This is a genomic window from Pseudarthrobacter phenanthrenivorans (assembly GCF_000813845.1).
GTDB lineage: Bacteria > Actinomycetota > Actinomycetes > Actinomycetales > Micrococcaceae > Arthrobacter > Arthrobacter phenanthrenivorans_B.
In genome coordinates, this window is the sequence record NZ_JWTB01000020.1 from 48,425 (window position 1) to 62,407 (window position 13,983).

The window sequence follows — 13,983 nt, forward strand, 5'->3', positions numbered from 1 at the left end:
CTAGGGTCCACCTTGGACAGTCATCTGGTGGCTTTGCGGAAGAACAATCCGTCGGCTGCAACGGCCACCAGGATAAGGACGCCGGTCACCACCTGCTGGTAAGTGGTATCCCAATGCAGCAGGTTGAAACCGTTGCTGATGACGGTGAGGATCATGACTCCCACGAATGCCCTCCACATGGCGCCTTGTCCGCCCAGGATGCTGGTGCCACCGATAACCACAGCGGCGATGGCCGTGAGTTCGATGCCGATGGCCATGGCCGGCTGGGCCGAGCCAGCACGCGAGGCCAGGATCATCCCGGCCATTGCCGAGCAGAGGCCGCTGATAGCGAAGACGGCAATGTGGATTGAACCCGTACGGATGCCACTGAGACGTGCGGCTTCCTGGTTGCCGCCCACCGCGTAGATCCTGCGGCCGAAGGTGGTGCGCCAGAGGACAATTCCCAGCACCGTGGTCATGGCCAGCATCAATACCGAGCCGGCGGTGAGGCCGAAGAGGCTGGGCCAGGTCCAGGTCTGGAAGGAGGCGAGCTGGTCAGGCAGCGGTGCGACAATTGCGCCGCCGGTGATGACAATCGCCACCCCCCGGTAAATGATGCTTACCGCCAGCGTCCCGATGAACGAGTTGACCTTCGTGCTGACCACGATGAGCCCGGTAACCGTCCCCAGCAGGGCGCCCACCAGCAAAGCCCCGAAGAACCCTGCCGCAACACCGAAATGCTGGGTGAGCATCACGCCTGAAATGGCGGAGACCGCGAGCGTGGCGGTGGAGGAGAGGTCAAAGACCCCGCTGATGATGCATAGCGTGGCTGCCGCGGCGAGCAGCCCCACCACGGCGGCCTGGTCGAACAGATTGATGAAATTGCGGCCAGTGAGGAATGTTCCGGTGTTCAGGGCCAGGAACAGCATGATGGCGGCCAGGCCAAAAACGATACCGAAGTCTTTCAGGTTCAGATTGAACTTTTTTTCTGCCGTCGACGGCACGGCAACTGTGGTTGTGGTCATGTGGATTCACCTATTTCAGAAAAGCGGACGTCATGACTTCATCGCGGGAGGCGTTCCGGTCGAACTCGGCAACTATGCGCCCGTGCCTCATGACATGGATACGGTGTGACAGGCCGAGCACTTCCTCGAGCTCGGAGCTGACCACGATGACTGCTGTGCCCTTCGCAGCCAGTTCAACGATGATGCTGTGGATCCGGGCCTTGGCGGCGATGTCCACTCCCCGGGTTGGTTCATCCACCAGCAGCACCGCCGGAGGGTTCAGCAGCCATTTGGCAAAAAGTGCCTTCTGCTGGTTCCCGCCGGACAGGTTGGCTACAGGCTGTCCCGGGCGGGCGCCGCGCAGGTCAACGGATTTGCTGACGTCCCTGACGGCCGTCCTTTCCCACTGTGCCCTGACGAAGCCGGCCCATGATCGTGCGGGCAGGGTGGAGAGGGCGATGTTCTCGGCGGTCGAGCGGGACATGACCAAACCCTGTTCCTTCCGCGACTCGGGAATGAGCGCAATGCCAGCCTTGATGGCGTCCCTGATGGAGCTGGGGCGGATGCGGCGGCCGTTGATTTCGACGTTGCCGCCGGTGGCCCGGTCAGCACCGAAAACGGCGAGCAGGGTTTCGCTGCGGCCGCTGCCCACCAGCCCGGCGATGCCCAGGATCTCTCCGCGGCGGACCTCCAACGATATGTCCTTGACCTTGGCGCTGGTCAGTCCGGTGACCCGGACAACTGTCTCAGCATCGGAGGGAACCTGTGGAACCTCCGGGATGAGGAAGTCCACCTCCCGGCCCACCATCAGCCGCACGAGCGACTCCGGCGTATGGCCGGCGGCGTCTTCGGTGACGATATGCTGTCCGTCGCGCAGAATGGTCACCCGGTCCACCAGGTCCAGGACTTCCTCCAGGTAATGGGAGACGAGGAGGACTGTGGTTCCGGTGCGGGCCAGTCTCTTGATGACCTGCAGGAGTTTTTCCTTCTCGGCCTCGTTAAGGACCGCCGTGGGTTCGTCCATGCACAGCACCTTCGCCCCGCGGGCGAGGGCCTTCAGGATTTCCACCTGCTGCTGTTGTCCGATCGGGAGGTTCCCCACGGTTGCCCGGGGGTCCGGGTCAAAACCGGTCTCTTCCAACAGCCGGGCAAATTGCTCGCCGTCCCGGTTCGGGTGGAGGAGGCTTCCCCTGTTCGACCAGCGGCCCAGGAAGACATTCTCCAGCACCGACAGGTTGGGGATCAGTGCCAGTTCCTGGGAGATGAGCGAAATCCCGTGGGCGATGGCATCCCGGGGCGTTGTGATCCTGACCGGATGTCCGTCCAATTCCATGCTGCCGGAGTCCGCCATGATGGCACCACCCAGGATTTTCAGCAGTGTGCTCTTTCCTGCGCCGTTTTCCCCCATGATGCCGTGGATTTCCCCGGGGGTTACCGACAGCGTGACGTCCTTCAGGACCGTGGTGGCACCGTAACGTTTACCGATTCCGGAGACGGTGATCTCCGGGGCGGTCCTCCGGCCGGCATGCTCGCGGTTTTCCAATTGTTGTATAGCCATGTTGACCTCTGGAAATGGAAGGGACTTTAGGGTCAGGGTCCCCTGGGGCCGAAGCGGTCAGGCTCCGGCCCCGGGGTTGCCCGCGGGAGGGGGACTAGTCGGAGTACTTTGAGACGTAGTTCAAGGCATCAAGTGCCTCTTTGGTGCCCTTGCCGTTGTTGGGGGAGAGGCTGGCTTCGTCGATGGCAGTTTCCACCTGATTGCCCCGCGCCTTGGCGAGCCCCAGTTCGGCAGCCTTGGCGCCGTTGGCAACGACGTCACTGACGTAGATGGAGAACCATTTGCCGGACCGGACCGCTTCCACGTTGGAAACGGATGCGCCGTTGCCGATGAACTTGATGCCACTATTCCCGGCGGCTGCGGCGGCCCCGGTGATGGCCTGGGATGCGCCGATCACCACGTCAACGTCAGGGTTCGCCTGCGAGACGTTCTGGAATGCCTGGCGGCCGCCGTCCTGCGTGTAGCCACCCTCCACGCTGGCCACGAGCTTGATCTTCGGATCGGTGGCCAGTTCCGCCTTCACTGCATCGGTCCGGGCATTGTCCAGGGGCAGGGACTTGAAGCCTTCAAGGTAGGCCACCTTGCACGTGTCGCCCGGCACCGTGGCACAGGCTTCCTTGCCCATCTCGCCGAGCACCTTGCCGTTGCGGGTGGGCAGGTCGACGATGCTGATGGCACCAGGGATCTGCGGCTGGATGGTGTCGAACTTTGGCCCGATGACCGAGAACTCAACGACCACCGTGATGCCCGCCTGTACGGCCTGGGTCAAAGGTGCGATGAGGGCCTGGTTGTCATTTGCCTGGACGACGATCACCTCGAATTGCTTGGAGGTGACCGCATCCTGGATTTGTTGGACCTGCGTCTGGGCACTGAAATTGGAGTCCACGAAGGTGGCGCTGGCGTTGTTGGCTTTGGCCGCCTGCTCCACGCCGAGGTACGTGCCCTGGGCAAAGCCGTTGGATTTGGCAAAACCGAAGAATCCAACGTTGAGTTTCTGGTCTGCACGGGCAGCCGCTGCTTCTGTGGTGCTGCTTTGGGCGGGCGGGGCGCATGCTGAGGTCAGCAGGGCGAGGCTCATGAGGGCCATCGCTGCGGCTGGACGCTTGGTGATTTTCACGGTCTGTCCTTTCTATGCGGCGTTTAGTAGCCGTAGTGGGTCTTGGCGAAGTCCTCGGTGATGAAACCGTTGACAATGTCGTACTCAATGTCTTCGCGGCTACGTTTGGAGACATCTCCGAAACCGCCACCGCCCCCAACGGCCAGGCGGACGACGTCGCCGGCCTTGACCTTCCGTGCGTTGGCCTTCAGCGTCCGGGCCTCATCGTGGCGGCCAGGATTGATCACCACTTCCGGGCCCTGGGCGTCAGACCCGCCGAAGAGACCCCAGGCCGGCGTCTTGGACCGTTCGAACCAGAGGCCCACCACGCAGTCGGCCAGGAACTCGTATTCACGGATCACTCCGTTGCCGCCGCGCCACTGCCCGGGGCCACCGGAGTTCGGCCGGATGGAGTATTCGTTGATCCGCAGCGGGTAACGGGTTTCCATCATTTCGATGGGCAGGTCCTTGAGCGAGCCGTTGACGTTGTTGATCATGGCGGATTCGCCGTCCGTGCCCTGCCAGGCGCCCCAGCCGCCCAGGGTGGCTTCCATGCTGACAAAGTTCCGGCCGAAGCGGGGATCGAAGCCGGCGGCGGTGATGATCATTGAGTCGCCGTGGCTGGCGCTGGCTACGCGTTCAGGCATGGCGGGTGCCATTGCCTTGGAGACCAGGTCGATCAGTAGTCCCAGATGGGAGAAGTACCACTGGCAGGGTGCGGGTGCCACGGCGCCGAGCACCGAGCCGGAACGCACTTGGGTGGTCAGCGGGCGGAAGGATCCGCCGTTGGAGTTGGAGTCCGGGCTGACCAGGAGCTTGTATCCCACACGCAGGGCCGAAACGGCTTGGGCTGCGCCGCAGTTGACCGGGCCCATGGTCTGGTCGGCGGAGCCGGTAACGTCGAAGTCGACCGTGTCGCCGGCGACCGTGATCTTCAGCCTGATGGGGATGGGGGTGTCCAGGTTGATGCCGTCGTTGTCCAGCACACCTTCGGCTTCGTAGACGCCGTCCGGGATGTTGCGGACCGTTTCGCGTTCGATCTCCTCAGTCTGGCGGAAGATTTCATCGCGGGCAGCATCGAGCTGTTCCATGCCGTACCTGCCCACCAGCTCCTTCATCCGGGTGGTTCCCATCCGGAGTGCGGCGATCATCGCGTGCATGTCGCCGATGGTCTGGTAGGGGAAGCGCACGTTGGTACGAATCAGGTCCACCACGGAGGTTTCAATGCCGGCTTCCATGAGCTTGACCGGCCCCATGCGGAAGCCTTCCTGGAAGATGTCCGTGGCATCCATCGAGCCGCCCACATCCTTGGACCCCATGTCCATCCAGTGCGCACGCGTGGCGGCGAAGCCAACCACCGAGCCGTTATCAAAAATCGGCGCGAAAATGGTGACATCGTTCAGGTGGGTTCCGCCGAGGTAGGAGTCGTTAAGGATCCACACGTCCCCTTCCTGCCAGACCTCACGGCCGTACAGCTCCTCCACGGCGATGGAGCACGTTTCCAGGTTGCCGAGGAACAGGGGGAGCCCGGCGGACTGTCCGAGGACGCGGTGTTCGGTGTCCAGCAGCGCCACCACGCAGTCACCGCCCTCGTAGAGGATGGGTGAGTAGGCGGAGCGGATCAGGGTGGCGTTCATATCGTCCGCGGCGCTGGTTAGCGCGTTGCGGATGATTTCCACGGTTACGGGATCCAGGGTTTTGACTGCAGCGATTGTCATTAGTGGTACCTCAATTTCCTTCTGCGTCTTCAGTGCGGATGACCAGGGAGCCGAACTCGTCGACCGTGACGTTGAACCCGGGGGGCACCACGGTGGTGGCGGTCTGTTCCACGATGACGGCGGGGCCTTCGAAGGCGTGCCCGGCGGCCAGGTCGTCGCGGCGCACCACGGTGGTCTCGTGTTCTTCGTGGTCAAAGACCACCCGGCGCATTTCGTGCTTGAACTGCGGGCTCTGTGCGGCGGCGAAGAGCGGTGCCTCCAGCCGGCCCAGGTCACCAACGGCCTGCGTCCGCAGTGCCACGATTTCGATGGGGGCGCCCAGGTTGGAGTGCCCGTAGCGCTCGTGGTACATCGCGGAGAAGCGGGCAGCCAGGTCGGCGACGAAGCCGTCTGACTCGGGTTCGTCGGCCGAGGTCAGCGGAACGTTCAGCGAAAATTCCTGCGACTGGTAGCGCACGTCCACGGAGGCGGTGGTGCGGCGGCTTTCCTCGGGGACGCCCTCGGAGACCAGGGACTTCAGGCCCTCCACTTCCATCCTTCGCAGGACACCGGCCATGTCAGCCACGTCGATGTCCTCGTCGAGGAAGAAGTACGGTTCGGAGAAGTCCTTGCGGATGTTCGTCTGCAGCATGCCCCATGCCGAGAACGCACCGGGGAAACGGGGAACCACGGTTTCCGGGATCCCCAGCTCCTTGGCGAGGAAGACTGCGTGCATGGGCCCTGCGCCGCCGAATGCGACGAGGGCAAAGTCGCGCGGTTCGATGCCACGGGAGATGGTGATGGTCCTGATGGCCTGCGCCATCTGGGAGTTTGCGACGTCGCAGATGCCTTCGGCCATGGCGATCGGGTCCATGCCGAGTTCGTCTCCGACTGTTTTGAGTGCCGTGATGGCCGCTTCCCGGTCCAGGGCAACCTGTCCGCCTGCGAACCAGTCGGGATCGACCCGACCGAGCACCAGGTTGGCGTCGGTGACGGTGGGTTCGGTGCCGCCGCGGCCGTAGCAGGCCGGGCCGGGGGTGGCCCCCGCCGAACGTGGGCCCACTCGGAGGCCGCCGGCTTCGAGCCACGCCACAGAGCCGCCGCCGGCCCCCACGGTGTGGATGTTGACGACGCTCATGAGCATCGGCAGGCCTTCGAGGTGGGCTTCGGTGGACACGTCGGGTTTCCCGTCGACCACCAGGGAGACGTCGAAGGAGGTGCCACCCATGTCAACACCGATGAGGTTGCGGTTGCCTGACACGCCGGCCAGCTCGACGTCGCCCATTGCGCCGCCGACCGGCCCGGACAGCAGCGTCTGAAGGGGACGCTTGCGGGCGGACTCGGCGGTGAGCACACCGCCGGAGGACTGCATAATGTGCAGGGGAGCCTCCACGCCGCGGTCGGCAAGCTTCTCCTCCAGGTCCAGTAGGTAGTTGCGGACCACGGGGCCCGTGTATGCCTCGACGACGGCGGACGAGGTGCGCTCGTATTCGCGCCATTCCTTGGCTGCTTCATGCGAAAGGGAGATGGTGAAGTCTTCGCCCAGTTCTTCGAGCAGGATTTCGCGGGCACGAAGTTCATGGGCCGGGTTCTTGTAGCTGAAGAGGAAGGCTACGGCCACGGCGCCGTATCCTTCGTCCAGAGCCCGGCGGGCTGCTTGGCGGACCGCCACTTCGTCGAGTGGCCGGATCTCGTGGCCCTGACCGTCGAAGCGGCCGCCGACGCCGATGACGTCCTTCCGCTCGACCAGGGGAGCCGGCTTGCGGTATTGGGCGTTGTAGAGCTCCAGGCGGGGGCCGCGGGCGATGTGGTAAGAGTCCTCGACGCCGGCCGTGGCCAGCAGCAGTACGGGAACGCCGCGGCGCTCGAGGAAAGCGTTCAGGCCCTGGGTGGTGCCGTGCACCAGGAATTCGATATCGGAAAGGTCGGTAACAATCGATTCGAGTCCGGCGATGACTCCGGCACTCAGGTTGCCCGGTGTGGTTGATGCTTTTGTCGCTTCATAGGTTCCTGCAGCCTGGTCGTACGCCACGATGTCCGTGAACGTTCCGCCGATATCCATCGACACCCTGTAGTTCGGCATCTTTATCTCCTCATGGTTCTGGGGGTGGAACTTGGTGTGTGGAAGATCACGTTAGGCGTGAGGGGTTCCGGGACCGGGTGCGTCGTGCACAATTCTGGAGAAGGAGAAAGTGCATGCGGCCTAAAGAGGCGCTGGGAAGGCCGGTTTGGAAGGGAGTTTTTGCAACGCAAAAAGCGGGGATGGCATTTCAAGCCTGGTGCTTGACGCATTCAAACTGGTGTGTCGCCCTGTCCTCCCGTACGCAGGCGGTGGACCTGCAAATCTGGCGGTGCTGGCTTCGCAGGGGACGGATACGCTGTGGGAGAACCCGCCCAACTTCCTCCACCAACGCCCGGTTAAGTCCCAGTTTCCGGACGTACACTGACCTCGCACCACGTTTTGTGGACACACCGTCAGGTTGGAGCCCGCCTTGCTCTGGAAGTTGCTTGTCGAATACCTGCGGCCGCACCGGCCGCTGCTGGCCGCCGTCGTGGTGTTCCAGCTGGCGCAGTCCATTGCGTCGCTGTACCTGCCCACGCTGAACGCGGACATCATTGACCAGGGGGTGGCCCGGGGCGATACCGGCTACATCCTCTCCACCGGCAGCTTCATGCTGCTCATAACCCTGGCGCAGATCGTGTGCGCTGTAGTGGCCGTGTACTTCGGCGCCAAAGCCGCCATGGGACTGGGCCGGGACCTGCGCGGCGCCATCTTTGAACGCGTGGGCGAGTTCTCCGAACAGGAAGTCACGCGCTTCGGCGCACCCAGCCTGATCACCCGGTCCACCAACGACGTCCAGCAGGTCCAGCAGCTTGTCCTGATGTCCGCGACGCTCATGGTGGCGGCCCCCATGCTGAGTATCGGCGGGGTGATCATGGCCATCCGGCAGGACGCCCAGCTGTCCTGGCTCATCGCCGTGTGCGTCCCGGTGCTGCTGATCGCCGTCGGACTTATTGTCACCCGGATGGTGCCGCTGTTCCGCAAGATGCAGGCCCGGATCGATACCGTGAACCGCGTCCTGCGGGAGCAGTTGACGGGCATCCGCGTGGTGCGCGCCTTCGTGCGGGAGGACATGGAAACCGCGCGCTTCGCCCGCGCCAACACGGACGTCACGGACGTGGCCCTCCGCGCCGGCCAGCTGATGGCGCTCATGTTCCCCGTAGTAATGCTGGTCCTGAACGTTTCCAGCGTGGCGGTGATCTGGTTCGGCTCGTTCCGGATCGAGGACGGGTCCATGCAGGTGGGCACCCTGATCGCGTTCCTGAGCTACCTGATGCAGATCCTGATGTCCGTCATGATGGCCACCTTCATGGCGGTGATGATTCCGCGCGCGTCGGTGTCCGCGGACCGCATTGGCGAGGTGCTGGGCACCAGCTCCAGCGTGGTGCCGCCCAAGGCGCCGGTCACCAGCGCGGTCCGGCGCGGTGAGCTGGAAATGCGCGACGTCGGATTCGCCTACCCGGGTGCCGACCAGCCCGTCCTGTCCGGGATCAGCTTCACCGCCCGCGCGGGGGAGACGACGGCGATCATCGGCAGCACCGGCTCGGGCAAGACCACCCTGGTGAACCTCATGCCCCGGCTCTTCGATGTCACTTCCGGCGCCGTGCTGATGGACGGCGTGGACGTGCGGGACCTGGACCCGGACCTGCTGTGGGGGCACATTGGCCTGGTGCCGCAGAAGCCTTACCTGTTCTCCGGCACCGTGCGCAGCAACCTGTTGTACGGCAACCCGGACGCCACCGAGGATGAGTTGTGGGACGCGCTGGAGATCGCCCAGGCCCGCGACTTCGTGGAGCAGATGGAGGATGGCCTGGACGCGGCCATCTCCCAGGGCGGTACCAACGTCTCCGGCGGGCAGCGGCAACGGCTGGCGATTGCACGGGCGCTGGTGAAGCGGCCCGAGCTCTACATCTTTGACGATTCGTTCTCGTCCCTGGACACCGGGACGGACGCCCGGCTGCGGCAGGCGCTCAAGCGCAGCACCGCCGGTGCCACCATGGTGATCATCGCCCAGCGCGTGTCCAGCATTACGGACGCGGACCAGATTTTGGTGCTCGACGACGGCAGGATCGTTGCGCACGGCACGCACCATGAGTTGCTGGAGAGTTCGGGGACATACCGCGAGATTGTCTCCTCCCAGCTGGCGGCGGAGGAGACGGTATGAGCCACGGACCCACTCCAGTGCGCGGTGCCAAAGGCGCGCCCTCTGGTACCGCAGGCGGGGGCAAAGCCGGCCAGGCCGACGTCGTACGCATTCCGCGCCCGGCAGGCGGACCCGGAAGGGGCGGACCCTTTGCCGGGATGAATGTCCCGGCGGAGAAGGCAATGAACTTCAGTGGCTCCGCCAAGCGGCTGCTGGCTACCCTGCGGCCGGAACGCGCGTGGCTGATCCTGGTGCTGGTCATGGCCGTGGCGGGTGTGGTGCTGCAGGTCATCGGGCCGCGGCTGCTGGGTGAAGGCACCAACCTGATCTTCGCCGGGGTCGTGTCCAAGCAGCTGCCGCCGGGCATGACGCAGGCGCAGCTGATTGCGATGCTGCGGGCGTCGGGGGAGAACCAGAAGGCAGACATGCTCAGCGCCATGACGCTGACGCCGGGAATGGGGATCGACTTCGGGGCGCTGGCCAGTGTGCTGACGTGGGCGCTGGTGCTGTACGTGCTGGGTTCGGCGTTCATGTGGGGGCAGGCGTATGTGCTGAACGGCGTGGTGCAGCGGACGGTGTTCGGGCTGCGGGAAAAGATCGAGGCGAAGATCAACCGGCTGCCGCTGCGGTACTTCGACTCGATCCAGCGCGGTGAGCTGCTCAGCCGGGTGACCAACGATGTGGACAACATTTCGCAGAGCCTGCAGCAGTCCATCAGCCAGGCGGTGACGTCGCTGCTGACGGTGCTGGGCGTGCTGGTGATGATGTTCATCCTCTCGCCCACGCTGGCGCTGATCGCTCTGGTGACCATTCCGCTGACGCTCGGCATCACGGCCCTTATTGCCAAGCGATCGCAGAAACTGTTCGTGCAGCAGTGGAAGAACACGGGCGAGCTGAACGGGCAGATCGAGGAGACGTACACCGGGCATGCGCTGGTGAAGGTGTTCGGTCGGCAGCGTGAGGTGGGGGAGCGGTTCCGGCAGAAGAATGCCGAGCTGTATGACGCCAGCTTCGGTGCGCAGTTCATTTCCGGGCTGATCATGCCGGCCATGACGTTTATCGGGAACCTGGTGTATGTGGGGATCGCCGTGGTGGGTGGCCTGCAGGTGGCGTCCGGTGCGATGCAGCTGGGCGATGTGCAGGCGTTCATCCAGTACTCACGGCAGTTCACGCAGCCGCTGGCGCAGCTGGGATCCATGGCGAACCTGCTGCAGTCCGGGGTGGCCTCTGCGGAGCGGGTGTTTGAGCTGCTGGACACGGAGGAACAGACCGCCGATCCCGTGGGAGCTGGGTTGCAGAGCCCGGATAGTGCCGTGCGCGGGCGGCTGGTGTTTGAGGATGTGTACTTCTCCTATTCGCCGGACAAGCCGCTGATTTCCGGGCTTTCGTTGGTGGCGGAGCCGGGGCAGACGGTGGCGATTGTGGGGCCGACCGGTGCGGGCAAGACCACGCTGGTGAACCTGATGATGCGGTTCTATGAGCTGGATGCCGGCCGGATCACGCTGGACGGCGTGGATATCACCACCATGAGCCGAAATGACCTGCGCTCGCGGATGGGGATGGTGCTGCAGGATACGTGGCTGTTCGGCGGGACCATCCGGGACAACATCGCGTACGGCCGGCCCACTGCTTCCTCGGAGGAGGTGCTTGAGGCCGCGCGGGCAACGTATGTGGACCGGTTCGTGAAGTCCCTGCCCGAGGGGTACGACACCGTGCTGGACGACGAAGGTGCCAACGTATCCGCCGGTGAGAAGCAGTTGCTGACGATCGCGCGGGCGTTCCTGGCTTCGCCTTCTGTTTTGATCCTGGACGAGGCCACATCTTCCGTGGACACCCGGACCGAGGTGCTGGTGCAGAAGGCGATGAGCGCTTTGCGGTCCGACAGGACGTCCTTTGTGATTGCGCACCGCCTGTCCACGATCCGCGACGCCGACCTCATCCTGGTCATGGAGAACGGGCAGATCGTGGAGCAAGGGAACCACGGTTCTTTGTTGGCCGCCGGCGGGGCTTACGCGCGGCTGTACGAGGCCCAGTTCGCGGCGCCCGTGGCGGAGGTTTGAAGGCGGTTTTCAGGTATAGGGACGCTTCTGTGGTGACAATGCCGTGCCATTTAATTACTTGATGATGAGACGTGAGGGGAGGGATAAGGAAGAGTTTTTGTCCCCGGAGCTGCAGGAAACTCCGCGCTGTTCGGAACTAGATTCAGTCCTAAGCTTCGCTTCGCTTTATCTAGTTGTCCGCTGGATCCAGATCTGAGGCCATTAATTCCTGAGTCAGAGGTCCGTCGGGGGATACAATGTATTGATCCTTCCAGACCGGATCAATGATAATAAGGGTTTTGTCATTTCCCGGAAATTCGGCCTGATAATAATGTTGTATTGCGCGTTTCTCAATTTCACTCAAAGCCGTACTAGAATCAAGGACGTCCAAATTTTCATTCACTGTTCTAAAATCTAGGATCGCAGTGCGCCCCCTAATAACCTTGTAGGCTTTGGTCGTGAAACTTTGTCCCTTGTAACGTTCACCGACGGAGACGGGGGTCGGGTTAATAACGGGCACCGTAAGTGCTTTGTCAAAGTCTCTAACAATGCGCAGCAGCTCATCAATTTTCTCGGTATCGGGCCGCTCGGGAGTTTTCGTCCTAGTTGCGGCTTCCTTCTTAAGCTTCTCGACAGCATCTTGTAGCTGCGGCCATTCCATGTCTATACGGGAATCTAAGGTTTCCTGCTTGATATTTGGGCCATATTCATTCAAGGACTTCATTAGTGATTTGAAGCCCTGTATGTTAGCCATCTTCATTTGGAAATTTTTGAAAGGACCAGCGACGTCGCTTGTGTCTTCAAAGTTTAGGAGGAGTACCCCTAGGCGCTTCCTGCGGTCCGAAACTTGCCGCGACAATGCTCCGGCCTCATAGTTCAGCCACTGTTCTAGTTGATTCTCTCTTGATACGCATATGATCCCAAAATCCGTATCATTGAGCTCCTCCTCAATTTGCGCCAGCCATTGCTCCCCCGCGGGAATCTCTGGGCTGTAAAAAGTAGTAACGGTGTCAAAAAGTCGTCCGATTGCCTCATTGAGCACCCCTGCAAAGTGGCAGGAGTTTTTGGACCAACTAATAAAGACTTTCAAAACGGTTCATCTCCCAGGGAGTTCGCGCTTATCGGTGACAGTATCAACTCGGCTGGCTTGAGTGGCTGGAACTTTATAGGTAGCTCTTCACCGTGGCCCGAAGAGCCTCAGTGTGTTCGTAGATCTCCTCGAGCGAGTTGATGGGCACTCGAGTCTCTTCTTTGCTTTCGTCAAAGATGCCGATGTACTTCTGCGTTCGGTTGAAGTGCAACCGGGCAATGGGCTTGCGGTTGTTGTCGTCGAGGAGCACCGCGAAATAGGACTTTGCATCACGCTGGGCCACCCGAGCCGGTTTGACCTCGCTGCAGACAATTGCGCGCACGATTTGGTAGCCCTCGATTTCTTCAAGCGTCGTCTCGAGTCCATCGGCTTCCGCGAGGTCGGCTTCTGCGACCGGGGCGCTGGTGACAGCCAAGGGTGCGGCGGTGTCCTCAGTTTGCGGGAATCCAGGATTGCCCAAGGCCTTCTTCAACCGCTCGTTCACTTGGTCATTGAGGAACTGCTTTGTAGCCTTTCCGACCAGCGTTGTGAACTGCTCCCGCACTTTTTGCGTGTACGGCCCGGAATAGACCCTGGCTGTCAGGAACTTGACCCATTCATCTTCAGGCTCCTTGAACTGTGCTGCCAGGGTCCGCTTGAGCTCGCCGATGTATTTAAGTTCGCCGGCGGCACTAATAATCGAGTCGAGGTCGAAAACGTCCTTGGACAGCTTCTGCAGCTCAGGGATAAGCGACTGGTCGATGTCGTTCAAGTCCAGCACAAGGAAAGGCTTGGCATCCATGCGGTTTGGTGCGTCAAGGTCCGTGAAGAACTGGTAAACCTCGCCGTTAGTAAGGATGGCGATCCGCGCGTTGGTGACGGCAAAGTAGCGGAAGAGCTGTGATGCGTGCTCGATCTTCACGGGCTCCGTGGACTTCTTGCACTCAATCAGGATCTGCACCTCGCCGTCCTTGACGATGGCGTAGTCGATCTTTTCGCCCTTCTTAAGGCCGACATCGGCAATGAACTCGGGAACGACCTCCAGCGGATTGAAGACGTCATAGCCAAGAATCGTCGAGATGAACGGCATCACGAAGGCGTTCTTTGTTGCCTCTTCTGTCTGGATTACGCCCCGCTGCTGACGCACCTTTGCCGCCAAAGCTGAAAGCTTCTCTGCGAATTCCATTTCGTACCCCCAGTAAGTTTCCTGTAGCCGGACACCACCATGTGCCCGACAGCAATTTCAAGCTGCTGCAGCAAAACTTACATCCGAGGAGCGACATTTACACGCAAGTGGCTAATGGCCGTCGTCATGTTGCACACAGTCGCCATCAGC

9 protein-coding genes are annotated in these 13,983 nt (G+C 62.1%); 2 read left to right on the plus strand and 7 right to left on the minus strand.

All coding sequences use genetic code 11. The annotated features are described in order from the left end of the window. Positions 1–20 precede the first annotated feature (20 nt). The 5 genes from RM50_RS11150 to RM50_RS11170 form a co-directional block, all read right to left on the minus strand. Positions 21–1,004, minus strand: a complete 984-nt coding sequence (locus RM50_RS11150) for an ABC transporter permease (RefSeq protein WP_052260161.1) — start codon at positions 1,002–1,004, stop codon at positions 21–23. 10 nt (positions 1,005–1,014) lie between these two features. Beyond that, positions 1,015–2,541 carry a sugar ABC transporter ATP-binding protein gene (locus RM50_RS11155; RefSeq protein WP_052260162.1) on the minus strand — a complete coding sequence of 509 codons (1,527 nt, stop codon included), beginning with the start codon at positions 2,539–2,541 and terminating at the stop codon, positions 1,015–1,017. 94 nt (positions 2,542–2,635) lie between these two features. After that, positions 2,636–3,658, minus strand: coding sequence for a sugar ABC transporter substrate-binding protein (locus tag RM50_RS11160; RefSeq protein ID WP_052260163.1), 1,023 nt, complete (start codon positions 3,656–3,658; stop codon positions 2,636–2,638). Between the two features lie 23 nt (positions 3,659–3,681). Beyond that, positions 3,682–5,355: a hydantoinase B/oxoprolinase family protein gene (locus tag RM50_RS11165; RefSeq protein WP_043452574.1), complete on the minus strand. Its 1,674-nt coding sequence runs from the start codon at positions 5,353–5,355 to the stop codon at positions 3,682–3,684. A 10-nt stretch (positions 5,356–5,365) separates the two neighbouring features. Continuing rightward, positions 5,366–7,417 carry a hydantoinase/oxoprolinase family protein gene (locus tag RM50_RS11170; RefSeq protein WP_043452576.1) on the minus strand — a complete coding sequence of 684 codons (2,052 nt, stop codon included), beginning with the start codon at positions 7,415–7,417 and terminating at the stop codon, positions 5,366–5,368. 409 nt (positions 7,418–7,826) lie between these two features. Here RM50_RS11170 and RM50_RS11175 point away from each other — a divergent pair, with 409 nt between their 5' ends. Both RM50_RS11175 and RM50_RS11180 read left to right on the plus strand, forming a co-directional pair. Then, positions 7,827–9,560 carry an ABC transporter ATP-binding protein gene (locus RM50_RS11175; protein WP_043452578.1) on the plus strand — a complete coding sequence of 578 codons (1,734 nt, stop codon included), beginning with the start codon at positions 7,827–7,829 and terminating at the stop codon, positions 9,558–9,560. After that, positions 9,557–11,599 (plus strand): ABC transporter ATP-binding protein, encoded by a 2,043-nt coding sequence (locus tag RM50_RS11180; RefSeq protein ID WP_043452579.1) that lies wholly within the window; start codon positions 9,557–9,559, stop codon positions 11,597–11,599. Before RM50_RS11175 ends, RM50_RS11180 begins: the two co-directional genes overlap by 4 nt. Before the next feature lie 169 nt (positions 11,600–11,768). Here RM50_RS11180 and RM50_RS20380 read toward each other — a convergent pair whose 3' ends face one another. Both RM50_RS20380 and RM50_RS11185 read right to left on the minus strand, forming a co-directional pair. Beyond that, positions 11,769–12,668, minus strand: a complete 900-nt coding sequence (locus RM50_RS20380) for a TIR domain-containing protein (protein ID WP_082007048.1) — start codon at positions 12,666–12,668, stop codon at positions 11,769–11,771. A 73-nt stretch (positions 12,669–12,741) separates the two neighbouring features. Beyond that, on the minus strand, positions 12,742–13,833 hold the full coding sequence (locus tag RM50_RS11185; protein ID WP_043452580.1) for a type I restriction endonuclease: 1,092 nt from the start codon (positions 13,831–13,833) through the stop codon (positions 12,742–12,744). Positions 13,834–13,983 lie beyond the last annotated feature (150 nt).